This window comes from Mycolicibacterium austroafricanum (assembly GCF_902705885.1).
In the GTDB taxonomy this organism is placed as follows: domain Bacteria; phylum Actinomycetota; class Actinomycetes; order Mycobacteriales; family Mycobacteriaceae; genus Mycobacterium; species Mycobacterium vanbaalenii_A.
On the sequence record NZ_CACSIP010000032.1, the window covers coordinates 22,935 to 46,303 of the forward strand.

The 23,369-nt window shown below is 67.9% G+C and carries 20 protein-coding genes; 14 read left to right on the forward strand and 6 right to left on the reverse strand.

From position 1 onward, the window contains the following. Positions 1–82 precede the first annotated feature (82 nt). The 6 genes from BEMPMBAN_RS20260 (at position 83) to BEMPMBAN_RS20285 (ending at position 6,141) form a co-directional block, all read left to right on the forward strand. A complete protein-coding gene (locus BEMPMBAN_RS20260; protein ID WP_159233048.1) occupies positions 83–307 on the forward strand; it encodes a hypothetical protein in 225 nt (74 codons plus the stop codon). Further along, positions 307–1,818: a phytoene desaturase family protein gene (crtI, locus tag BEMPMBAN_RS20265; protein ID WP_159233049.1), complete on the forward strand. Its 1,512-nt coding sequence runs from the start codon at positions 307–309 to the stop codon at positions 1,816–1,818. The genes BEMPMBAN_RS20260 and crtI overlap by 1 nt, the downstream gene beginning before the upstream one ends. Then, on the forward strand, positions 1,815–2,786 hold the full coding sequence (locus BEMPMBAN_RS20270) for a phytoene/squalene synthase family protein (protein WP_159233051.1): 972 nt from the start codon (positions 1,815–1,817) through the stop codon (positions 2,784–2,786). The genes crtI and BEMPMBAN_RS20270 overlap by 4 nt, the downstream gene beginning before the upstream one ends. A 60-nt stretch (positions 2,787–2,846) precedes the next feature. After that, the gene (locus tag BEMPMBAN_RS20275) at positions 2,847–3,557 is read left to right on the forward strand and encodes a class I SAM-dependent methyltransferase (protein WP_159233052.1); all 711 of its coding nucleotides are present in this window, start codon (positions 2,847–2,849) and stop codon (positions 3,555–3,557) included. Beyond that, positions 3,554–5,089, forward strand: a complete 1,536-nt coding sequence (locus tag BEMPMBAN_RS20280) for an FAD-dependent oxidoreductase (protein WP_159233053.1) — start codon at positions 3,554–3,556, stop codon at positions 5,087–5,089. Before BEMPMBAN_RS20275 ends, BEMPMBAN_RS20280 begins: the two co-directional genes overlap by 4 nt. Further along, positions 5,086–6,141, forward strand: a complete 1,056-nt coding sequence (locus tag BEMPMBAN_RS20285; RefSeq protein ID WP_159233054.1) for a Rieske (2Fe-2S) protein — start codon at positions 5,086–5,088, stop codon at positions 6,139–6,141. The genes BEMPMBAN_RS20280 and BEMPMBAN_RS20285 overlap by 4 nt, the downstream gene beginning before the upstream one ends. A gap of 15 nt (positions 6,142–6,156) precedes the next feature. On the opposite strand, the gene BEMPMBAN_RS20290 is transcribed toward BEMPMBAN_RS20285, so the two are convergent. Continuing rightward, a complete protein-coding gene (locus BEMPMBAN_RS20290; RefSeq protein WP_159233055.1) occupies positions 6,157–7,347 on the reverse strand; it encodes an ROK family protein in 1,191 nt (396 codons plus the stop codon). Positions 7,348–7,434: 87 nt separating this feature from the next. Here BEMPMBAN_RS20290 and eda point away from each other — a divergent pair, with 87 nt between their 5' ends. The 5 genes from eda to rnhA are packed head-to-tail and all read left to right on the forward strand — an operon-like array spanning position 7,435 to position 10,666. After that, on the forward strand, positions 7,435–8,097 hold the full coding sequence (gene eda, locus BEMPMBAN_RS20295) for a bifunctional 4-hydroxy-2-oxoglutarate aldolase/2-dehydro-3-deoxy-phosphogluconate aldolase (RefSeq protein ID WP_159233056.1): 663 nt from the start codon (positions 7,435–7,437) through the stop codon (positions 8,095–8,097). Continuing rightward, positions 8,094–9,329: an MFS transporter gene (locus BEMPMBAN_RS20300; protein ID WP_159233057.1), complete on the forward strand. Its 1,236-nt coding sequence runs from the start codon at positions 8,094–8,096 to the stop codon at positions 9,327–9,329. Before eda ends, BEMPMBAN_RS20300 begins: the two co-directional genes overlap by 4 nt. After that, positions 9,326–9,982 carry a VOC family protein gene (locus BEMPMBAN_RS20305; RefSeq protein ID WP_159233058.1) on the forward strand — a complete coding sequence of 219 codons (657 nt, stop codon included), beginning with the start codon at positions 9,326–9,328 and terminating at the stop codon, positions 9,980–9,982. Before BEMPMBAN_RS20300 ends, BEMPMBAN_RS20305 begins: the two co-directional genes overlap by 4 nt. A gap of 35 nt (positions 9,983–10,017) precedes the next feature. Beyond that, the gene (locus tag BEMPMBAN_RS20310; RefSeq protein ID WP_159233059.1) at positions 10,018–10,206 is read left to right on the forward strand and encodes a helix-hairpin-helix domain-containing protein; all 189 of its coding nucleotides are present in this window, start codon (positions 10,018–10,020) and stop codon (positions 10,204–10,206) included. Positions 10,207–10,210: 4 nt separating this feature from the next. Beyond that, positions 10,211–10,666 carry a ribonuclease HI gene (gene rnhA / locus BEMPMBAN_RS20315; RefSeq protein WP_159233060.1) on the forward strand — a complete coding sequence of 152 codons (456 nt, stop codon included), beginning with the start codon at positions 10,211–10,213 and terminating at the stop codon, positions 10,664–10,666. A 164-nt stretch (positions 10,667–10,830) separates the two neighbouring features. Here the strand turns inward: rnhA and BEMPMBAN_RS20320 are convergent, their stop codons facing one another. The 3 genes from BEMPMBAN_RS20320 to BEMPMBAN_RS20330 form a co-directional block, all read right to left on the reverse strand. Next, positions 10,831–12,372: an HNH endonuclease signature motif containing protein gene (locus BEMPMBAN_RS20320; protein ID WP_159233061.1), complete on the reverse strand. Its 1,542-nt coding sequence runs from the start codon at positions 12,370–12,372 to the stop codon at positions 10,831–10,833. Between the two features lie 331 nt (positions 12,373–12,703). Continuing rightward, positions 12,704–13,783 carry an NAD(P)H-dependent amine dehydrogenase family protein gene (locus tag BEMPMBAN_RS20325; RefSeq protein ID WP_159233082.1) on the reverse strand — a complete coding sequence of 360 codons (1,080 nt, stop codon included), beginning with the start codon at positions 13,781–13,783 and terminating at the stop codon, positions 12,704–12,706. Positions 13,784–13,800: 17 nt separating this feature from the next. Then, positions 13,801–14,835 (reverse strand): Rieske 2Fe-2S domain-containing protein, encoded by a 1,035-nt coding sequence (locus BEMPMBAN_RS20330; protein WP_159233062.1) that lies wholly within the window; start codon positions 14,833–14,835, stop codon positions 13,801–13,803. 99 nt (positions 14,836–14,934) lie between these two features. Here BEMPMBAN_RS20330 and BEMPMBAN_RS20335 point away from each other — a divergent pair, with 99 nt between their 5' ends. Then, on the forward strand, positions 14,935–15,570 hold the full coding sequence (locus BEMPMBAN_RS20335) for a TetR/AcrR family transcriptional regulator (RefSeq protein ID WP_200846058.1): 636 nt from the start codon (positions 14,935–14,937) through the stop codon (positions 15,568–15,570). A 20-nt stretch (positions 15,571–15,590) separates the two neighbouring features. Beyond that, complete coding sequence (locus tag BEMPMBAN_RS20340; protein ID WP_159233063.1) at positions 15,591–16,589, forward strand: alpha/beta fold hydrolase; 999 nt, start codon at positions 15,591–15,593, stop codon at positions 16,587–16,589. On the opposite strand, the gene BEMPMBAN_RS20345 is transcribed toward BEMPMBAN_RS20340, so the two are convergent. Beyond that, positions 16,569–19,346 carry a M4 family metallopeptidase gene (locus BEMPMBAN_RS20345; protein ID WP_234897601.1) on the reverse strand — a complete coding sequence of 926 codons (2,778 nt, stop codon included), beginning with the start codon at positions 19,344–19,346 and terminating at the stop codon, positions 16,569–16,571. The two genes, BEMPMBAN_RS20340 and BEMPMBAN_RS20345, sit on opposite strands and share 21 nt — an antisense overlap. 175 nt (positions 19,347–19,521) lie before the next feature. On the opposite strand from BEMPMBAN_RS20345, the gene BEMPMBAN_RS20350 reads away from it, so the two are divergent. Further along, positions 19,522–21,144, forward strand: a complete 1,623-nt coding sequence (locus BEMPMBAN_RS20350) for an alkaline phosphatase D family protein (RefSeq protein WP_159233064.1) — start codon at positions 19,522–19,524, stop codon at positions 21,142–21,144. Here BEMPMBAN_RS20350 and BEMPMBAN_RS20355 read toward each other — a convergent pair. Beyond that, entirely contained in the window at positions 21,134–23,323 is a 2,190-nt protein-coding gene (locus tag BEMPMBAN_RS20355) for a molybdopterin-containing oxidoreductase family protein (protein ID WP_159233065.1), read from the reverse strand. The two genes, BEMPMBAN_RS20350 and BEMPMBAN_RS20355, sit on opposite strands and share 11 nt — an antisense overlap. Between the last annotated feature and the right edge of the window lie 46 nt (positions 23,324–23,369).

The following is a 23,369-nucleotide window of genomic DNA, read 5'->3' on the forward strand; positions in this document are numbered from 1 at the left end:
CATAATCGAGGCAGAACTGGGTATCTCCTGGCTTCGATGACATCGGCGCTGGACCCGCCACGAACGGGGGCAGGTAGGGACAGTGAAGGCCCGCACCACGACGCGACCCCACGCGACGCGCAGGGGACACGGCGCGCCGGCGCACGCCGGCCACGATGCCGATATCGCCAGCTGGCAGACGCTGATCGTCGACGTGGGTAGCGTGGACCGGATCGACCGACACACCCACCGGCGACCGAGACAGGCGCTTGACAGTTCTGGCACCGCGGCGCGGGCCGGCGACGCCGGCACCGAGCGGGTCCTCTGATGCGTACCGTCCCCGGATCCACCGACCGCGTGCTCGTCGTCGGCGCCGGGCTTGCCGGCCTGTCGGCAGCGCTGCACCTGGCAGGCCGTGGGCGAGCCGTCACCGTCGTCGAACGGGGAGCCCATCCCGGTGGCCGCGTCGGCCGAGCCGACATCGCGGGCTACCACCTGGACACCGGGCCGACGGTGCTGACGATGCCCGACATCATCGAGGACACGTTCGCCGCCGTCGGGGAGTCGACTGCCGCGTGGCTGGACCTGCAGCCGGTGCTGCCGGCGTATCGCGCCGACTTCGCCGACGGCAGCAGCCTGGACGTACACAGTGACGCCACGACGATGACGGCCGAGATCGAACGCTTCGCCGGCCCCCGGGAGGCCGAAGGCTACCTGCGCCTGCGCCAGTGGTTGACGCGGCTCTACCAGCTCGAGTTCGACGGCTTCATCTCGGCCAACTTCGACTCGCCGCTGTCGCTGCTGACCCCTGCGCTCGCGAAGCTGGCGGCGATCGGCGGGTTCCGGCATTGGGAGCCGATGGTGCGCCGTTTCATCAGCGACGAACGACTGCTGCGGGTGTTCACCTTTCAGGCGCTCTATGTCGGGGTTCCGCCGAAGAAGGCGCTGGCCGCCTACGCCATCATCGCCTACATGGACACCGTGTCCGGCGTGTACTTCCCTCGAGGAGGCATGCGGGCTCTGCCCGACGCACTCGCCGGTGCCGCCGCTGCTGCCGGAGTCGAATTCCGCTACAACGCGACCGTCACCGCGCTGGAACGCTCCGGCGACCGGGTCACCGCGGTGCGCACCGACACCGGCGAGCGGTTCGCGGCCGATGCCGTCGTCCTCACCACGGAACTGCCGGACACCTACCGACTGCTCGGACGCACCCCACGGAGGTTGCTCGGGCTGCGCCCCGCCCCGTCGGCGGTCGTGGCCCACATCGGCTGCCGGGCGGTCGAACCCCCCGCCGACCAGGCCCACCACACCATCGTGTTCGGAGACGCCTGGGCGCAGACCTTCGACGAGATCATCGACGAAGGCCGCCCGATGGCTGATCCGTCCCTGCTGGTCACCCGGCCCACCGCCGGGGACCGCAGCCTTGCCCCGGCGGGCCGCGATCTGCTCTACGTCCTCGCTCCCGCTCCCAACACCGCTGTGGGGCAGCAGGACTGGGATACACGGCGGAACGACTACGCAAACCACATGTTGGACACCGTGACTGCCCGGCTCCCCCACGTCGGCGACGACGCCGAGATATTGCACATCGTCACGCCGCAGGACTGGGCCCGCCAGGGCATGGCCGCCGGAACCCCGTTCGCGCTGGCGCACACCTTCGGCCAGACCGGTCCGTTCCGGCCCGGCAACACTGTGCGTGGCATCGACAATGCGGTGCTGGCCGGGTCCTCCACCGTGCCGGGTGTCGGCATTCCCACCGCGATCGTGTCGGGTCGGCTCGCCGCCGACCGCATCACCGGAATCGCGACCCGGGCGCGACCTCGGGCGGTGCCGCAATGATCGGCTCCGAACTCGACGCCGCCGGCGTACACGACGAGGCGTTGCGGGATGCCTACCGACGCTGCCGTGCGATCAACGCCGAACATGGGCGGACGTTCTTCCTGGCAACGCGGCTGCTCTCACCGGCCCAGCGTCCCGCCGTACACGCGTTGTACGGTTTCGCCCGCCGGGCCGACGACGTACTCGACGGATTCGACTCCCGCAGCGCGGTTCAGCGCGCCGAAGAACTGCAGACACTGGCGGGGGCGCTGTTCGCGAGGTTGGTGGAGAAGCGGGAGGCCGGCGACGACCCGGTCGTGGAGGCCGTCGTGGACACCGCCCGCAGCTACCAACTGGACTGGCAGCTGTTCGACGACTTCCTCGCCTCGATGCGGATGGATCTGACCGTCACCGACTATCCCGACCGGGCCGCGCTGGACCGGTACATGTACGGATCTGCGGAGGTGATCGGTCTGCAGCTGCTGCCGGTGCTGGGCACGGTCGCCCCGCGCGAGGAGGCGGCACCGTATGCGGCGGCGCTCGGAAAAGCCTTCCAGCTGACCAATTTCCTGCGCGACATCGACGAGGACCTGACGCGCGGACGGATCTACCTGCCCGCCGACGAGCTGGCCGGCCACGGCGTGGACCGCGACGTGCTGACCTGGTGTCAGCAGCAGCGCCGTACCGACCGCAGGCTGCGGGCCGCGCTGATGGAACAACATGCGTTCACCAGACGGATATACACCCAGGCTCAGAGGGGTATTGCGCTGCTGCATCCGAGGTCCCGGCCGTGCGTCAGCACCGCCTTGACGTTGTATTCGGAGATACTGGACCGCATCGAGGAAATGGATTTCGCCGTGTTCGCCCAGCGGGCCCGCGTGTCGACGTCTCGCCGCCTGCAGGTCGCGTCCGTCGGACTGGTCAGAGCTTGGCGTGCCCGGGCAACGCGCTCGCACGAGGTGCGACCATCGACCGGTACCAGTATCTGATGCTGCTGGTCGCCCGCTGCCGTCAGAACACCGCCGCGTCACGAGCGAACAGAAGGTGACATGAACCTCCAACCGCAGGACGTACCCGACGCATTCGATGCCGGGGCCGAAGACTACGACGGCCTGGTCGGCGCCAATCCCGGATACCACGAGCATCTGAGAATATCCGCGGAGCGGATGCAGTTGCCCGACAAGGGCCGTGGACTACGACTCCTGGACATCGGCTGCGGCACAGGCGCTTCCACGGCAGCCCTGTTGGAGGTCGCGCCGCACGCCGAGATCGTCGCCGCCGACGGCTCGGCCGGCATGCTGGCCCAGGCGCAGGCGAAGACCTGGCCGGAGTCGGTGCGCTTTGTCCACAGCCGTGCCGAAGACCTCGCCGCGGCCGGCGTCACCGGGCCTTTCGACGGCATCCTCGCGGCCTATCTGGTGCGCAATCTTGCCGACCCGGACCCCGTACTGCGGTCGTTGTGCGCCCTGTTGCGGCCCGGTGGTGTGTTCGCCGCCCACGAGTACTCGGTCCGCGATTCCCGCGCCGCGACCGCGGTGTGGAACGCGGTGAGCTGGGCGATCATCATCCCTGCGGGCCGGCTCCGCTCCGGCGATGCCGGGCTGTACCGCTATCTGCGCCGCAGCGTCAACAACTTCGACGGTGCCGAGGCATTCCTCGATCGGTTGCAGCGCAACGGTTTCACCGATGTCCACAGCCTCACCGTCCCCGGCTGGCAGCGCAACATCGTGCACACCTTCCTCGCGCGAGCGCCACAGTGAGCGATCCCCGCCGGGTGCGCCACCCCGCCGGGCCCGGGCTGGACGACGCGGGCGCCCTGCCCGCCCGTCCCACGGTGGCCGTCGTCGGCGCCGGCATCGCTGGGCTTGCGGCNGCCACCGCGCTGGCCGAACGCGGCGTGACCGTGGAGCTGTTCGAGAAGCATGACCACCTCGGCGGCCGGGTGGGTGGCTGGCAGGAGCACCTGCCCGACGGCACCCCGCTGGCGATGAACCGCGGCTTCCACGCCTTCTTCCGCCAGTACTACACGCTGCGTGACCTGCTGCGGCGCGTCGACCCGCAGCTGTCGATGTTGCGCCCGCTGGACGACTATCCGCTCGTCGACGCCGCCGGCCGGCGTGACACGTTTCGTGGTCTGCCCCGCACTCCCCCGCTGAACGCCGTCGCTTTCGCGATTCGGAGCCCCACCTTCCGGGTACGCGATCTGATCCGCCTCGACGCCCGGGCCGCGGCTCCGCTGGCGGCAGTGTCGGTACCGGAGACCTACTCCCGGCTCGACGACCTCGACGCGGAATCGTTCCTGCGCGACATCAACTTTCCGGTGGCCGCCCGACATCTGGCGTTCGAGGTGTTCTCCCGCAGCTTCTTCACCCGCCCCGCGGCGCTGTCCGCCGCCGAACTGGCCACCATGTTCCACATCTACTTCCTGGGCTCCAGCGAGGGTCTGGTCTTCGACGTCGCCGATGCCAACTTCGATGTCGCGCTGTGGGAACCGTTGGCCAAGTATCTACAGAACCTGGGGGTGCAGGTGCACACCGGGACATCCGTTCGCAGCGTCACCACCGCAGGCCCCGACATGTTCGTGGTGACAGCCGAGTCCGGCACCGGCGTCGACGCCGACGGCGTGGTGCTGGCCACCGACATCGCATCACTGCAGAGCATCGTCTCGGGTTCACCGGGCCTCGGCGACGACCGATGGCGCACCCAGATCGGCCGGTTGGGCACCGCGGCACCGTTCATCGTGACGCGACTGTGGCTGGACCGTCCGGTTCGCGACGACCGGCCGGCCTTCCTCGGAACCGGCGGCCTGGAACCGCTGGACAACATCAGCGTGCTGAACCGCTACGAACGCGAAGCCGCCGAATGGGCTCAGCGCACCGGAGGGTCGGTGGTGGAACTGCACGCCTACTCGGTCGCCGACGACACGCCCCAGCTTCGCCGCGACCTGCTCGCCCGGCTGTACGCGCTCTACCCGGAGACCTCCTCGGCGCGAGTGGTCTTCGAGAAGACGCTGTGCCGCAACGACTGTCCACGCCTGGCCCCCGGCGACCACGCCGACCGGCCAACGGTGCAGACCCCGCACCCGACCTTGGCGCTGGCCGGTGACGGCATCCGGATCGACCTGCCGGTGGCATTGATGGAGCGTGCCGCCACCACGGGTACCGCGGCAGCCAACACCCTGCTCGCCCATTTCGGCCTGAAAGGGCACGATATGTACACCGTGCCGGTGCGTGGACGCTCACCAGTCCTGCGGAAGCTCGCCGGCCGCGTCGAAAGGCGGACACTGCGATGAAGCCCCTGAACCGGTTGACGACCTCCCTCGGCAAGGCCTGGCCGTTCGAGCTGCTGCCGCGCATCCCGTGGAGCCGGCAGAGCCCCACCTACCGGCAGGCGTCGCCTGCGGTGATCGATGCCGCGATGGCACGCTCCCAGAAGCGGCCCAGCGGCAACTGGTATGTCATCGGCGCGAGCTCCGACGTCGCGTCGAAACCGTACGGGGTCAACATCGCCGGAGCCGAACTGGTCTGCTGGCGTGGCGTCGACGACCAGTTGAGCGCCGGCCCGGCGCGCTGCCCGCATCTGGGAGCGGACCTGTGCACCGGCACGCTCGATCGCGGCGCCCTGATCTGCCCGTGGCACGGACTGCGTCTGACCGGGCGATCCCGCCCCGACTGGATGTCGTTGCCGGCCTTCGACGACGGGGTGCTGGCGTGGGTTCGTCTCGACCGGATCGGTGGTGAAGTACCGACGCCGGCGCCGATCCTTCCGGTCCGGCCCGAGGGAGAACGGCTCGCGGCCGTCGCCAGCCTCACCGGCACCTGCGAACCGGTCGACATCATCGCCAACCGGATGGACCCCTGGCACGGCGCCTGGTTTCACCCGTACTCGTTCACCAGGCTGGAGGTGCTCAGCGCCCCGCCCGAGGGCGGTGACGTGCCGGAGGAATTGGACCGCTTCCTGGTGGCGGTGACCTTCCGTGTTGGCCGGCTCGGCATCCCGGTGATCGCCGAGTTCACCAGCCCAGAACCACGCACGCTGGTGATGCGCATCGTCGACGGCGAAGGCACCGGCAGCGTCGTCGAGACCCACGCCACGCCAAACGGATTCGGCCCGGACGGGCTGCCGCGTAGCACGGTCGTCGAAGCCGTCATCGCGCAGTCCGACCGTCCGGGGTTCGCGCGCGCGTTGCGGGCGGCCCCGCTGATCACACCGTTCATGCGGCGTGCCGCCAACCGATTGTGGCGTGATGACCTGCGCTACGCCGAACGCCTGCACACCGTGCGTCGCCAGGACGCCGCAGGCGTGACAGATCTGCTCAGCCCGCCGGGCGAGCCGAAGGGCTGATTGCCCAGCCTGCGACTACCGATCGGCGGTTCGAGCAACCAACACATCGATGGCCTCCGGACCGAGGACTCGATCGAGCACCATCATGGCACTGCCGATCACCCCGGCGCGGTCACCGAACGCCGACGGCACAACCTGCAGCGTCCGGGTGGCCAGCGTGGTGGCATTGCCGTACAACGTTTCTCGCAATCCGGCGACGAAGAAGTCGTAGGCGCCCGCCACGTCGCCCGCCACCACCAGTGCCGCGGGGTTGAGCAGATTGACCGCGGCAGCGAGCACCTCACCGACATGGCGGCCGCTGTCGCGGATCAGCCGCCGCGCCAACGTGTCTCCGCCATGTGCGGCCTCGACGACGTCGCGTAGGTTCCAGACGTCGCGGCCCTCCTCGCGCAGCATGCGGACCAGCGCCCAGCCACCGGCGACGGTCTCCAAGCAGCCGGTGTCGCCGCAGCGACACACCCGTCCTACCGCCGCCGCGGCCTTGTTGTGACCGAACTCGCCGGCCGCTCGGGTGGCCCCGCGCTGCAGAGCCCCGCCGGCGATGATGCCGGCGCCGAGACCGGTGGATGCCTTGATCACCAGGACGTCGTCGAAGTCGCCGGCCCCGCCGCGCCACTCGGCGAGCGCGATGACGTTGGCGTCGTTGTCCAGCACCACGGGCGCAGCGGTGAGTTCGCGGAAGTACGGCACCAGCGGTGCGCCGTCCCATCCGCTGAGCACCGGCGAATCCACGCTGCAGCCCCGCTCCTGGTCGACGGTGCCCGGCAGACTGAGACCGACGCCGAACACCTGCCGGGCGGTGTGTCCCGCGTCCGCCAGCAGTAGGTCGAGCCGTTTGACCACATCCGGCATCAGATCCTCGGAGGTCAGTCCGGGCGCTTGGTCGATGTCGGCGGCTGCCAGCACCTCAGCGGCCAGATTGCAGACGGCCAACCGTGCCCGGCTGCCACCGATGGCCGCGGTCAGCACCACACCGGCCTCGGCGTTGAAACTCAGCAGCGTGGGCGGCCTACCACCGGTCGACACCGCCTGATCCCGCTCGATGACCAGGTCACGCGCGGTGAGTTCCCTCACCCTGGCCGACACCGCCGTCCGCGACAAGCCAGTCAGCTTGCCGGCCTGCGCGCGCGTCATCATGCGCTTGTCCCTGATCAGGGCGTACAGGTCCCCCACAGAAACCGCGGACGCGGCCGGGAACAGGGGCATGCCCCAAAGCCTAACTACCGCCACTTCTGCATTTCAAATGCTTAAGTCAGATTGAGAAGTACGTTAACCCTGGTTACCGTTGATCTGATGAACGAGCCGAGATCGCTGCTGGACGTCGCCCCGGTGATGCCCGTGATCAGCGTGCGCGACGCATCTGATGCGTCCGTCGCGGTGCCCATCGCCCGGGCACTCACCGCGGCCGGATTGCCGCTCGTCCAGGTGGCGATCGACTCACCCGGATCACTGCAGGCCATCGAACTGATCGCGACCGAGGCGCCGGAAGTCATCGTCGGTGCCGGCGGGGTCGACAGCGTCGACCAGCCGGCACGAGTCCGCGCGGCAGGTGCCGAGTTCCTGATCGCCACGGGCGGCGGTGCGCCGCTGCGGACCGCGATGCGCGAGACCGAACTGCCGCATCTACCCGCGGTCACCTCCGCCACCGAAGCCATGGAGTTGCTCGAGGACGGCTACACCGACATGGTGCTGCACCCCGCCACCGCTGTCGGCGGTGTGCAATACCTCCGGGCGCTCGCAGCATTCGTGCCCGCTGCCCGGTTCTGCCCCTCGGGCGGGATCACCGCCGCGCAACTGACGGGCTATCTGGCGGTATCCAACGTCGGATGCGTCAGCGCGGACTGGCTCACACCGGCAGACGCCGTGCGCAACCGCGACTGGGATCGGATCCGCCGGTTGGCCGAGGTCGCTCTTCAGCTCGGCAAGCCCACCGCCCACGCCCTTCGAGCACTGTGACCGCGACCCTGGACCGACCCGCCGGACCCGTATCGGTGGTGGCACCCGACCCGGTGGTGCGCTGGCTCGCCGTGCTGGCGCTGGCGCTCGGCGGATTCGGCATCGGCACCACCGAGTTCGTGGCGATGGGCTTGCTGCCGGACATTGCCAGCGGCCTGGGCGTATCCGAACCAACTGCCGGACATGTCATCTCGGCGTACGCGATGGGAGTGGTGGTCGGCGCCCCGCTGATCGCCGCGGTCACTGCACGGATGCCGCGGCGCCGGCTCCTGCTCGGGCTGATGACGGTCTTCACCGTCGGCAACCTGGCCAGCATGCTGGCACCGTCCTACGAGTCGCTGATCGCCGCCCGGTTCCTGGCGGGCCTGCCACACGGCGCGTTCTTCGGTGTCGCCGCGATGGTCGCCGCGCACCTGATGGGTCCGCGCAATCGCGCGAAGGCGGTCGCCCACGTGATGTCCGGGCTGACCATCGCCACGGTGCTCGGTGTGCCGATGGCATCGTGGCTGGGCCAGACGCTCGGCTGGCGCGCTGCGTTCGGTCTGGTCGTGGGCGTCGGCGTGATCACGGTGACCGCGTTGTGGTTCTGGCTTCCGTTCCAGTTGCGGTTCATGCCGTCCACAAGCCCGATGACCGAACTCGGCGCGCTACGCCGTGTGCAGGTGTGGTTGGCGCTGGTGGTGGGCATGATCGGCTTCGGTGGCATGTTCGCCGTCTACACCTATATCGCCACCACGATGACCGACGTGGCCGGACTATCGCGTGCGCTGGTTCCGTTGGCGCTGATGGTGTTCGGCCTCGGCATGGTCGTCGGGAACCTGGTCGGTGGTCGGCTGGCCGACCACTCGGTGATCCGGGCGCTCTATCTGTCGATGGGCGCGCTGGGTGCCGCGCTCGCCGCGTTCAGCGTCGCGTCCCACAATCCGTGGGCGGCGCTGGTGCTGCTCTTCGCGATCGGAGCCGCGGGCTCGGCGGTCGCCCCGGCGCTGCAGACCAGGTTGATGGACGTCGCCCACGACGCGCAGACCCTGGCTGCGTCGCTGAACCATTCGGCGCTCAATGTCGGCAACGCCACCGGCGCACTGGTGGGTGGCCTGGTGATCGCAGCGGGTCTGGGCTACACGGCTCCCGCCGCGGCGGGTGCCCTGCTGGCACTGGCCGGGGTCGCGGTGCTGACGGTGTCGGTGCTGCTGCAGAGGCGCTCGAGCAGAGCGGGTACACCACATTCATGACTGTTGCTGTCGGCGAGATCGAGGTCGCTGACCCGGCGGACGCCTGGACGCGGGCCGGGTTCACAGTCGATTCCGGCGTGGACACCTGCCGGGTCGGTGGCGTGGGCATCAAGCTGGTCGGACGCGGCCGCGGCACCGGCATCATCGGGTGGTCGTTGCGCGGCCTGTCGACTGACGGCTCGCTGCGCGACCTCGACGGAGTGCCGACAACGCGATCGGACGCGGCCCCGGCGTCGCCGGCCACGCACCCCAACGGCGTCATCGGAATCGACCACGTGGTGCTGCTTTCACCTGATCTGGAACGGACGGTCGAGTCGCTGGCGGCGGTGGGCTTGCAGCCACGCCGAGAGCGCGACGGTGAACTCGGCGGACGGCCGATCCGCCAGATCTTCTTCCGGCTCGGCGAGGTGATCGTCGAGGTCGTGGGGTCGCCGCAGACGGCGGGCGAGGGTCCCTCGACTCTTTGGGGGGTCACCTACGTCGTCGCGGACATCGACGCAACTGCCTCGTTCTTCGGTGACCGCGCCGCCCCGGTCAAGGCCGCGGTGCAACCCGGGCGCCGGATCACCACGCTGCGGCATCACGATCTCGGGATGTCGGTGCGAACAGCCATGATGTCGGTGCCCGTCCGGGCTGCCGAGGCGCGTCGCTGAGCCGACTGCTCGACTCGATTGCCTATTCTCGGCGCATGACCGAATCCGCGGACCGCGGCTCCGTGTTCGACGGCGTCCGGGTTGGCAGGCCGGCGACCGGTGCGCTCATCGACGCCGGTTACCGCACCGTTGCGGATCTGCCGGCGGACCTCGATACGCTGCTCGCTCTTCACGGTGTGGGGTCGAAAGCTGTTCGTCTGCTCCGACAGGCGCAGGTGGACTGAACGCGTGAGCGATGATGTCGTGGTCATCCACACCGACGGCGGGTGCCGACCCAATCCCGGACCCGGCGGCTGGGGTGCGGTGCTGCGTCACCGCCAGCACGTCCGCGAGATGTTCGGCGGCGATTCCGGTGAGACGAGCAACAACCGGATGGAGTTGACCGCGCCGATCATGGCGCTCGAGGCGCTCACCAGGCCGGTGGTGGTGCATCTCTACACCGACAGCACCTATGTCCGAAACGGCATCACCAAGTGGGTGCTCGGCTGGGAACGCAACGGCTGGCAGACAGCGGCGAAGCAGCCGGTGAAAAACGTGGATCTGTGGAAGCGGCTCCAAATCGCCTGCGCGCTGCACCGAGTCGAATGGTTCTGGGTGAAAGGTCATTCCGGTGTCGCCGACAACGAGCTGGCCGATCAGCTCGCGACCCGAGGCATGCAACAGGCGATCGGCGACCGCGTTTGACCGCCGGCGCCGGCGGTGCCGGGGTTCGGTGAACCTGGCGAACTCGCCGAACCATGCTGTGGCCGTAAAGTATTTGCTCACAGCATTTTTCAGCGCCGCGAACACCAGGCGCCACTTCCCCACCCCGATGGTGATCGGCGGGGCTGGGTCGGTGAAGATGGCGGTCAGGCTGCTTGGTCTTCGGGTGGTGCGGGTCCGCCGGGTTGGCCGGGTTCGGCGGTGTCGGCTTGTTCTGCTGGTTCGGGGTTGATCGGTTCGGGCTCGCCGGCAGCGTCGCCGCGGGTCACCTCGTCAGGTTCGGTGTTTCCGGTGGTGTCGGATTGTGGGGGTGACGGCTCCTCTGGGCGCAGGAGTCGTTCGGGGCGATGGTAGGTGTTGAGGCGGGTTTGGCCGGTGTCCAGCGGCGGCGGCGGGATCCATTCGACCTCGCAGCGCTCATTCATCTCGGTGCGCCAGCCGCCGTCGGCGTCCACCGCGCGGTTATCAGGCCCGCACGCCAAACCCATCTCATCGACGTTGGTGTTACCGCCGCCAGCCCAGTCCGCGGCGGCGTGATGGACCTGGCAGCCGTAAGCACCCACAATGCAGCCCGGTTTGGTACAGCCCCCATCGCGGGCGATCAGCATGATCCGCTGCGCCGGGGAAGCGACCCGTTTAGCCCGGAACAACGCCAGCGCTGAGCCGGTCGCTTTGTCGAACACCGCCAGGTGATGGTTGGCGTGGGCGCCCATCCGGATCACCTCGGCGATCGGCATCACCGTGCCCCCACCGGTGGTCCCGACCCCGGCGCGGGATTCCAGATCCTGCAAGGTGGTGCGGATGATGATCGAGACCGGCAACCCGTTGAGATCGCCGAGGCCGCTCATCAACGCGATCCGCCCCACCACGACCAGCGCGTCGTGGCGGCGCTGAGCCAGACTACGGTGATCGTTGTCGATCTGGGCCTGTGACGGCGTGCCCGAGGTGCAGGGCTGCTCATCGTCGGGGTTACACATCCCCGGCACCGCATACTTGGCGAAGATCGCCTCGAGAGTCGCCCACGCCTCCGGGGTCAGCTCCCCTCGTACCGAAATGTTGCCGTTGCGTTGCTGGCCGCCTTTGGACAACCCGCGGGAACGGACCCGATCAGCGTCATCAGGGACCGGACCGTCCTGATCGAGCAGAAACAACCTCAGCGCCGCGGTGTCCTTGAGGTCCTTGGGCCCCACCCCCACCGCAGTCCGCACCAAATCGACCTCGAACTGCCCACGAGTGGCGGCGTCAACGAAACCGGGCAACTTGGCCACCGCATGGCGGATCACCGCGACATGCTCGGCGGTGATCAGTCCCAACGCCTGGGCGGCCGCGGTCGCCGGGAGTGCCGCCGGCATCGGCTCGCCGGTCAACGACCGCCGCGGCGCCAGCACCGCCGCCTCGCCAAGGCGACGGTTGGCTTCGCCGTGGGAGATCCGCCAGCGGATCGCCAGCACCTCTTTCCACGACTTGGCCCCCATCTGCTTGGGGGTGCTCTCCTGCTGCAACCGGGCCAGCAGCCGCTCCCGCACCGCGGGCAGCTGACACCACAACGTCTCCAGTTCATCGAGCGGCTCGATCAGCTCAGCACGGGTCAACAGGTCAACATCGCAAGCGGCCACCGCATCAAAGGCAGCCCGCAACGCCGACACCGCCTCCCGCAATTCCGTCCCCGACATACCTCGAACATACATTCGACCACCGACAAAAACGCTCCGCTGGGACTGCCATGTCTCAAGACATCGGTGACAGTTCTGCGTCAGGACATCGGTGACACTTCGAGGGTTCTTGGTGGTGACACTTCTGCACCGAGGCTGCGGGAGTGGCTGTCAATCAACCTATCGATCCTCGTGTCCGGTTGGCGATCTCGCAGTGACCTGATGACGCGCCGCGTGGGGCGGTCACGACGTCCAACGACGCACAACCCGCGCGCCAGATCGACATGAGGGCTGCTCGAAACGTTTGGCGTCACGCCAGTCACAGCCGTGATGTCGATGTCGGCGCGAGGGTCCCGACTCGGCGTCCTCAGAGCTTGAACCGGCCGGCAAATCCCCGCAGCGGCAGGTCGGCGCTGGTGACGATCCCCGGCGGTGCCGCGACCACCGACTTGATCGAGTTCAGCGCCGGCATCCCGGTGACGGTCATGCCGATGGACGCGAAGTTGGCGGGGTCGGACAGATCGACGCCCGGCTTCGGGAAGATCATGTGCTTGTTGTAGATGTTCGGGTCACCCTTGATCTGAGTGATGTAGCAGCCCTTGATGTCCCAGCTCGGATCGGTGTGCGGTGTCATCTGCCATTCGAGATGGGTCTCGACGCGCGGTACCCCGTCGACGATGCCCTGGTATTTGATGTAGTTGCCGCCCAGCGAGCCTTTCGGCAGCTGATACCAGCCCAGGTCGACATCCTTGGTACAGGCACCGAGTTCGTAGCTGAACTTGACCTCGTCGAGCACCAGGTCGAAGCAGTCGGCCATCATCAGCACGCTGTCGGCGAACACCCGGGTGTACTTCTCCAGCTTCCCCGGGATCGCCGGGTCGTCGACGGGCTGACCGTATCCCACCTCGATCCAGGTGTCCTTGGAGTGGTGACAGGACACGTCCACCGACTCGATCGTGGTGACGTTCTCGATCTCGGCGACGTCCGCCGAGCACACGACGCCGAGGATCTGGTTGACGCCGGGGTTCATGCCGGTGCCGTAGAACGTCGAACCGCCCTTCTCACAGGCCTCTTGGAGCAGCTGGGTCACCGGCTTGCCGGAATGGTGCGGGTGGTTGCGGTCGCGGTGCCACCCGGTGATCCAGTCAGCGGTGGTGACGATGTTGATTCCGGCCTCGAGGACCCGGACGTAGAGGTCTTCGTCCGGGAAGACTCCGTGGAACGTGAGCACATCGGGTTTCGCGGCGATGATCTCCTCGATCGTGCCCGTCGCCGTCACGCCGGTGGGCGCCAGCCCGACCAGCTCACCGACGTCCTTGCCGATCTTGTCCGGCGAATAACAGTGCACGCCGATGAGTTCGACGTCGGGCTGGGTGGCGATCCGCTTGATCATCTCGGAGCCGACGTTGCCGGTGGCGACCTGGAACACCTTGATAGGACTCATCATGCGCCTTTCTGAAGTGGTCATCTGCTGTCGGTAGCGGCCAGTTCGGCGGCGCTTCCGCCCCTGCCGTCGGGATAGAACTTCATCGCCCACCGGCGGATCGCGGTGAACCCCTCCAACTCCGAGCTGGCCAGAGCCGGCGGGTCGGAGTACCGCTGATGCGCCCAGATGTGGATGTCCTGGCTGAATTGCCGGATCACCTCGGCACCGAACTCGTGTGCCTTGGCCTCGGCCCGCGCGGGGTCCCGGGTGGCCGACGGTCCGGCGGGCCGGCCGATGTACACCATGAACCGCACGTCGGACGTGGACTCGTCGACCGGCGTGATCGCGGAGATGGTCCGGTTGTCGATCATCCCCCAGCTCTTGGTCACCGCGATGCCGAGCCCGCCGTTGATCGCCTCGACACCGCTGTTGATGTCCTCGATCTTCTGACCGTCGTCGCCTTCGAAGGTGATGGTGAAGTCGACGTAGGACACCGGTCCGTCGAAGTCGTGGCGCGTGAACACCGGCACGATCGGGGTGTTGTGCACGTATTTGAAGTGGGCGAAATCGACACCGTTCTCCAGGACGTACTGCGGGTGCATCTGCAGGCCCTGCCGGAACAGCCGTTGCTGGGGAAAGTAATCGGCGGCGCTGCGGTCGTCGCCGAAGTCGGCGAAGATATCGGGTGCCTCGAAGAACGGGTCGCGGCTGTTGATGTCGTGCCAGATGTACACCGACTCGTTGCGCTCCACCACCGGGTAGGTCTTGATGCGGCGGCCACGGTTGGGGCGGTCCTCATACGGGATGCACACGTTGCGCCCCTGCTGGTTCCACTGCCAACCGTGGAACGGACACTGCAGCACCTCGCCTTGGACGGTGCCGCCGTAGCCCAGGTGCGCGCCGAGGTGTTCGCAGTAGGCGTTCATCACCGTGAGGTCACCGGACTCGGACCGCCAGGCGATCATCTCCTGGTCGAAGTACTTCATCGGGTGTACGTCACCGACGCCGATCTCGTCGGACCAGGCGACCTGGAACCATCCCGTCGGTTTCATCGACAGGGGCGGTTTGGCCATCGACAATCCCTTCGCATCCGGCAGCGGTTTCGATGAATGGTAGAGCAGTCTATGAAAGAAACATAGTAGGTTCTACGAAACTTTCGCTATCCTCGATGCATGACCGAGGTGGCCGAACCGACCGGGGTGCCCGCGCGTCGCACCAACCGGCGCGGCCAAGCGACCCGCGAGAACATGCTCGAGGCCGCTCTGCGTTCGCTCGCGTCGGGTGATCCCGGGTCCGTTTCGGCCAACCGGATCGCCAAGGACATCGGCGCCACCTGGGGTGCGGTGCAGTACCAGTTCGGGGACGCCGACGGGTTCTGGGCCGCGGTGCTGCACCGGACTGCGCAGCGTCGCGCCGAGACCTTCGCCACCGTCGACGAAAGCGCGCCGCTGCGCGCTCGCGTGGCGGGCATCGTCGACACGCTGTATCACGGTCTGGCAGAGCCGGATTCCCGCGCGATCGAGAACCTGCGGGCCGCGCTCCCCCGCGACCCTGCCGAGCTGGAGCGGTTGTACCCCCACACGGCCGCCGAACTCTACTCGTGGGGCCAGTCGTGGCTGGAGACCTGCCGGAACGCATTCACGGGTCTGGATATCGACCCGGAGCGGGTCCGGGAGGTCGCCACGCTGATTCCCGGCGCGATGCGCGGACTGGTCTCCGAGCGCCAGCTGGGTTCCTACGCCGATCTCGACGTAGCCCGCCGTGGCCTGACCAACGCGCTGGTCGCCTATCTGCAGTCACCGGACTGAAATTCCGTTAGCTTTCACGGGTGGACATCTTCGACGAGTGGCTCCAAGGCGGAACGCGGCTGCGCTGGAAGTCGACCACGCCCGCCAACGACGGGGCAGAGGTCGAGGTGTTCACCCGCCGCTGCGGCACCCCCGGTGCGCCGGCACTGGTGTGCGTACACGGCTTCCCGACCTCGAGCATCGACTACCACGCGCTGGTCGATGAACTGGGCGCCGAGTTCGACGTGTTCACTGTCGACTTCCCCGGCTACGGGCTGTCCGACAAGCCGCCGCACCCTCACGTGTACTCGCTCTACGACGATGCGCGGCTGCTGGTGCATTTGATCACCGAGGTCTGGCAGCTGCGCGGGTATCGGATGATCACCCATGACCGCGGCAGCAGCATCGGGATGATCACGCTGGCCATGCTGGCCGACCGCGGCGCCGACGCCCTGCCCGACGATGTCTTCCTCACCAATGCCAACATCTTCCTACCGCTGGCCAACCTGACCGCCTTCCAGGAGGCGCTGCTCGACGAGGCCACGGGCCGGGCCACCGCCGCCGCTGCCTCGCCCGACATGCTGGCCGCGGGCCTGGGGATCACCACGTTCATGCCCAGGCGCACCCCGCAGGATCCCGAGATCGCGGCGTTGGCGCGGTGTTTCGCACACAACGATGGGATCGACGTGCTGCCCGACACGGTCAAGTACCTGCACGAGCGTGCCGCCGACGAGGCGAGCTGGCTGCAGCGGCTCTCCACTATCGACGTCGACATCACGCTGATCTGGGGTCTTCACGACAGCGTCGCGCCACTGCGGGTCGCCAACCACGTGTGGCAGACCTATCTGAAGCACAGCCCCGGTCACAACCGCTACTGGGTGGTCCCCGGTGCCGACCACTACGTGCAGTGTGATGCGCCCGGCGAACTGGCCCAGATCATCCGGCTCACCGCCGCCGGCACCGAGATCGCACTCCAGACGATCGGCGATCGACCCGAAGGCTCGGTGCTGGTGGACCAGTCAGGCGGCGATGGCCAATGATGCTGCGGTGCTCAGGATCCCGACCGAGTCGAATGCGTCGGCGATCGCGGCGAGCTGCGGCGCGGTCAGCCCCTGTGCGCTCGCGGCACTGAGCACAGCGGCGCGTCCGTCGGTGAACTGCGCACCCGGACTCAGCCGGTACAGCGAGTGGTAGAACACCCTTGCCCAGGTTTCGTCGGAAACTCCGCTGGTGGCGGTGTCCGTCATCATGCGGTAGACGGCGTGACTGAAGATGGTGCTGTTGATGTGTTCGCCCCCGTCGTCACCGGTACCGGTGTAGCGCGTCGAATAATGATCGCGGTGGGGGCCGTACACCGTGACCACCGACGTCGGGTCGGCGAGATTGCGGACGATCCCGTAGTCGGAGTCCTCCCCCAGCAGCCACCGCCCAGCGCCCGACTTCCCCTCGATCAACACCCCGAGAACGTCAGCGTAGGCCTCGTTGAGAGCACCGGACTCGCCGTAGTCGAGCACCGACCCTCCCGTGCCGACCACGTAACTGACGACTGCGTGGGTGAATTCGTGTCCGACGATGTCCAGCGCCGCCTGCAGGTAACCGCTGTTGCCGTAACCGAACTGCTGTCGGGTGGGGTCCCAGAATGCGTTGGCGTAGCTACCGGCCAAGCTGTACGGGCTGTACCGGATGCTGACCTCGATGAGCGCGCCGGCACCGTCGAACGAAGTGCGTCCCAGAACGTCGACGAAGTAGTCGTAGACGACGGCGGTGTTGGCGTGCGCTGAGACCGCGGAGCGGTCCCAGCCGAACAACCAGCCGCGCTTGACGACGGAGCCGGGCAGTACCGGGCCGCCGAGACCGAAGAAACCGTAGGACGTCTTGTAGGTCGTGATGTTCCGGATGCTGTCGGCCATCTTTCGACTGGTGAAGATGAATACCCGACTGGAGTCGACGGTGATCGTCCGCTGCTCGCCGAGCCAGTCCGTCGCGACGTTGGTGGTGGTGAGATCCTGAGCGTTCGAAATCGCGACGATGATGTCGCCGGCGTCCTCACCGGCGGCACGGATCAGATACGTTGCGCCGGAGGGTGACAGGTCGCCGGTGTCGGGGAGTTGCACGATCACCTGCCACGCCAGTCCGGGATCGGTGTCCTCGTGCCGGTACACGACGAGTTGGTTCGCGAATGTGACTCGGGCGATGAAGGACTCGAGGTCCTCCGGGTCGGTGGAGCCGAGGTAGGCGCTGCCGGCGATCAGGTGCACCTCGGTGTCGGTGTCCACCGCGGCATGGGGCGTGACGTCGAACCCCGCCGCCAGCCCGAGATAGTTGTTGAACAGACTGGTCACGGCGCCCTGGGAATCGGTCACCAGAATCACTTCACTGCCGACGACGGTGATACCGGCGATGGTCTCGTTGAGCTGGTAAAAATGCTCGCGGTAATCCCCTGCGCCTGCCTGAGTGACGGTGATGGCCGACGGATCGGCGAATCCCGCTGCGGCACCGAGAGCCGGCGCCACCGAGTTCATCACCGCGGCGGCGTCGGCCGCCGACCTCACCAGGGTGTCGGTGAAACGGCCGTCGATGATGCCGACGCCACCCGTGGCGTCGGCAACGACCGACACGTCCTCGCGTGAGAGCAGATCGGTGAAGCCGATGCTCGCCAGGTCGTCACGGTTGGCGGAGGCCGGCGCAGCGACGACGATGGTCACCTCGGTGGGGCCGGTGATGCCGAGAAGGCCGAGCAGTCCGTGCACGTGGAACGGGTTCCCGACGGTGTCGTCCACGGTGATCGTGAATCGGTCACCGCGAAGAGGTGAGCCGGCGTCCGGGGTGTAGGTGAAGTTGCCGAGCGCATCGACGACAACGCTGCCGCGCTCGGGTGCCGCACTGACGGTGTAGGTCAGCGTGGTGTCGTCGAAGTCGACGGCGTTGAGGCGGCCGGTGAGCACACCGTCGGGACCCGGCCCCGACGTGGCTACGTGGGTTGTGGGCCGCTGGTTGTTCAGCACGTACTGCGCTTGGCGCACGGCAAGCCAGAGCGACTGCACAAGCGCGGACACCGGCGCCGCGGGAATGGGCAGATCGTCGGCCAGCGGCCGCACCCCGGCCCACGTGAGCACGTCGGTGACGATGCTGTTGACCGTGACGGGCCGGGAGCTGACCAGCTCCTCGAGGGTGGGGCCACGCAGCGCCACGGCCGCCGTGGCCGGCTCCCGGGTCGGTGGTGTCACGGCGGGCAACACGGCCTCGTCCGCCGCACGCGGCTCGATGGGCGCGCTCTCGGTGGCGGCTGGTCTGTCGGTGGTCGGTTCGTGGGCTGCTTGTTCGGCGAGGTGAGCTGCCGGCTGCGCGGACTTCCTCGATTGGCGGAGCTCCTCGCCCGTGCGATCCGGTTCGTCGGCAGCGGGGTCGTCGGCAACGTCGGCGTCGGGGTCGGCGTCAGTGTCGGCAACATCAGCGTCGGCGTCGGTGTCGTCGGCAACGTCGGCGTCGGCGTCGGCGTCGGCGTCGGCGTCGGCAACATCAGCGTCGGCGTCGGCAACGGCGGTCTCGGTGTCGTCAGACTGCTCAGCGTCCCGCGCTTCCCCCGCGTCCTTGCCGGGTGCCCGGGAGGCGGTGTCGGCGCGTTTGGTCGGCTCCGACGTCTCGGCGGACTGCGACGCGCCCGACGGTTCCGACGGGGTTGCCGCGGCGACGCCCGGGCCGACGGCCAGGCTCATCCCGATCCCGAGCAGCGCGACACCGGCGTAGAGGCCTGGCCCCGGACGGATCGGACTGCGTTGTCTATCGCACCTGGCCACGTTGACCCCCCAGAGTTGAGGAAAACCTACCACCCCGCAGCAAACATCCGAAGCGTCTGCGCGATTCTCAGATCTGCCCGGTCAGTGCGGTGCGGAATCCAGACCGGCCTGGTGGAGGACAAACCCAGCCGATCCTGAAAACTGCTGCCCGGCACTCGGCCTCTAGCCTGGGCCGGTGACACTTGTGCTGGGTCCCATTCTGCGCCACGTGGGTGACACCACCGCCCTGGTGTGGGTGCAGACTGATGCACCGGCCGAGGTGGCGGTGCTGGGCTGCACCGCCAGGACTTTCGAAGTGCAGGGACACCACTATGCGCTGGTACCGGTGCAGGGACTCACCCCGGACTCGGTGACCGAGTACCAAGTGCGCCTCGACGACGTGTTGGTCTGGCCAGAACCGGACTCCCACTTCCCACCGAGCGTGATCAGGACTAGAGGTCCGGACAACGCAGACCGGCTGAGGGTGATCTTCGGCTCCTGCCGCTACCCGAAAACCGGTGACGAAGCGCTCGACACCAAGCTCGGGGTGGATGCCCTGGACAGCTACGCCACCCGGTTGACAGCGTTGCCGATCGACGAGTGGCCGGACGCACTGCTGCTGCTGGGCGATCAGGTGTACGCCGACGAACTCACCCCGCAGGCACGCCGCCACCTGGCCGGCCGTCGGGCCAGGGGCCGGCGGCCACCGGACGAGGTGGTGACCTTCGACGAGTACGAGGGCCTCTACCGGCATACCTGGGGTGATCCGGAGATCCGGTGGATCATGTCGACGCTGCCGACGGCGATGATCTTCGACGATCACGACATCCGTGACGACTGGAACACCTCCGCGACGTGGCGCGCGGAGGTCGACAAGACACCGTGGTGGCGCGACCGCATCCGCGCGGGTCTCGGATCGTATTGGGTTTACCAGCATCTCGGGAACCTGAGTCCACAGGAGCTGGCCACCGACGATGACTACCGCAAGGTGCTGGCCGCCGAGGGCGACTGCTGGCCTCATCTGGTCGACCTGGCCGACCGCGCCGACACCGAGGTCGACGGCAGCAAAGGGCTGCGCTTCAGCTACCGCTGGGATCTGGGGCGCAGCCGTCTCGTCGTGGTCGACTCGAGAAACGCCCGGATCCTCGACGGCGGTGCGCGAAAGATGTTGGGCGACGGCGAGTTCAGCTGGTTGGAGGCGCAGGTCAACGACGACCTGGATACGATCGACCACCTCGTCATCGGCTCCTCGCTGCCGTGGCTGTTACCCCCGGTGCTGGCAGATCTGCAGACGGTCAACGAGATCGCCGCCGGCCGCGGCGGGGTGCGCGGACGGCTCGGCGAGAAGATCCGCCAGGCAGCGGACTTGGAGCACTGGCCGGCGTTCATGGAATCGTTTCTGCGGCTGAGCAATCTGATCGTCGGCGCGGCCGCGCAACCGGAGCACGGACCTGCGACCGTGTCCGTGTTGTCCGGCGACGTGCACCACAGCTATGCCGCGCGCGCCGACTTCGACCAAGCGGCCACCGGCCGGGTGCATCAGCTGGTGTGCTCGCCCGTGCACAACTACGTGCCGACCTACGTCAAACCGGCCTTCAGGCTCGGCTGGTCACCGCGGCTCGCGAGGCTCTCCCGGCGATGGGCTCGCAGTCACGGCTCTGCCGCGCTGCCGGTGTCGTGGCGCAACCTCAGCGGCCCGCTGTTCGGCAATACGATCGCGACGTTGCAGGCCCACGGTCGCAGCGCCGACGTGATCTTCGAGCAGCCCCGCGAAGACGGCGAGTTGACCACGGTGGCCAGGATCGACCTCACCGACTGAGCAGGTCCGCGATCGGTTCGATGCGCACCGCCACACCGTTGAGCACCGACATGCCGGCCAGGCGCTCCAGGTCGGCGGCGTCGTTGGAGGTCAGCTCGTTGACGTTGGCACCGCCGGCACGGTTGGCCAGCTGCCAACCACCCTGGTGTCCCCAGCCGTGCGGGATCGCCACGGTGCCCGGCGACATCTCGTCGGTGATGTGCACTTCGGTCTCGATCGCCCCGTGGGGCGAGGTGATCCGCACGGTCGCGCCCTCCGACAGCCCCGCTGCGGCCGCGTCGGCGGGGTGAATCCTGGCGCGATGACGGCGGTTGCCCTTCATCAGCGTCGGGCTGTTGTGCATCCACGAATTCTGCGAGCGCATCTCGCGCATACCGATCGCCATCAACGGGAAGTCGGGGTCGTCGGGGTGGCGATCGCCGAGACTGCACACCTCGGTGAGGATCTCCTCGGGCGCCAGCACGACCTTGGACTCGGGCTGCCTGACCGCTGCGGCACGGATCCCGGTACGAGCATGCTCGGCCAGCACGATGCCGTGCGGGTTGGCCTTGAGCTTGCGCGGATTGATGCCCTTGCGCCGCAGGCCGAACCGGTCGCCGTAGGGCCCGATCCGCATCAACAGCTCGACCAGCCGCCGGGGTGTGATGCGGCCGATCCCATGCCGATCCAGCCAGTGCAGGACGGCGTTGAAGCGCTCGAGCGGACCGGCGGCGAAAAGGGACAAGCCCATTCGGCGGGCGAGCTCGTCGAACACCTCCCATTCGTTGCGCGCCTGGCCGTATGGCGCGAACACAGGCTCAGCCGCCTGGATGAACACCGTCGGCGAGCAGTTGGCGAAGCTGTACGGCACGTCGTGACGCTCCAGGAACGTGGTGGCAGGCAACACGTAGTCGGCGTGACGATTGGTCTCGTTGACATACAGATCCAGCGAGACCAGCAGATCGAGTTCGTCGAGCGCCTTCTCCAGCATCGGCCCGTTGGGCACGGTCAGCACCGGGTTGCCCGCAGTGACGAACAGTGCGCGCAGCTGTCCGTCGCCGGGGGTGATGATCTCCTCGGCGATCAACGCGGCCGGATAGGTGCTGATCACCTCGGGCAGGTCCCCGATGCGGGAGCGGGCGCTGTTGTACGTCAATCTTCCCGCCTTCTCGCCCATGTCCTCCAACGGAATCACAGCCTGGGAGAACAGCATTCCGCCTTCGCGGTCGAGGTTGCCGGTGACGATGCTCAGCGCGTCCAGCAGGAAACTGACCAGGGTGCCGTGCCTACCCAGACACGCCCCGGTCCGTCCGTAGGCCACCGCGCTGCCGGCGGTGGCGAAATCGCGGGCGATACCGCGGAGCACTTCGGCGTCGACGCCGGTACGGGGCTGGGTGTCTTCGGGCGGGAAGCCGGCGGCGATGTGGCGCAGCGTCTGCCAGCCTGTCGTCTGTGCGATCAGTGCATCGGTGTCGGCGAGATCTTCGGAGAAGATCACCTGCAGCATCGACAGCAGCAACCACGCGTCGGAGTCCGGCCGCACGGGCAGATGTTCGTAGGCGCGCGCCGTTTCGGTGCGCCGCGGGTCCACCACCACCACACGTCCGCCGCGGCGGGTGATGGCCGACAGGTCATCTCTGATCCGCGGTGAGCGGACTGCGCTGCCATGCGATACCAATGGGTTGGCGCCCAGCATGAAGAGGAAATCGGTGCGGGGAAGGTCGGGAAACGGGATCTGGCTGGCCGCTCCGTAGAGCAGCTTGCTCGCGACGAAACGCGAGTTGATGTCCTGCGAACCCGACGAGTACTGGTGGTGACCACCCAGTCGGGTGAGGAACATCCCCGACCACAGACCGGTGGCGTAGCCGAAGGCGATCGGGTTGCCGAAGTACTGTCCGACCGCGCTGCCGCCGTGTTCGGCGACGATACGGGTGAGCCGGCCGGCGATGTCGTCGAGCGCGTCATCCCAGCTGACCTGCTCGAAAGTGCCGTCCGCGCGTCGGCGCAGCGGTGCGAGCACCCGGTCGGTGTCGTTCTGGATATCAGCGAACGCGACGCCCTTCGGACACGCTCTGCCCCGCGACAGCGGATTGTCCGGGTCGGGGCGCAGCGACTGCAGGCGACCGTCCTCGACGGTGGCGATCATCCCGCACAGCGCTTCGCAGATCCGGCAGTAGGTGACGTGTTGCTCGACAGCCATCGAGATCCTTCCTGTTCGCCCCTACAGTCGCACCCCCGCCGACATT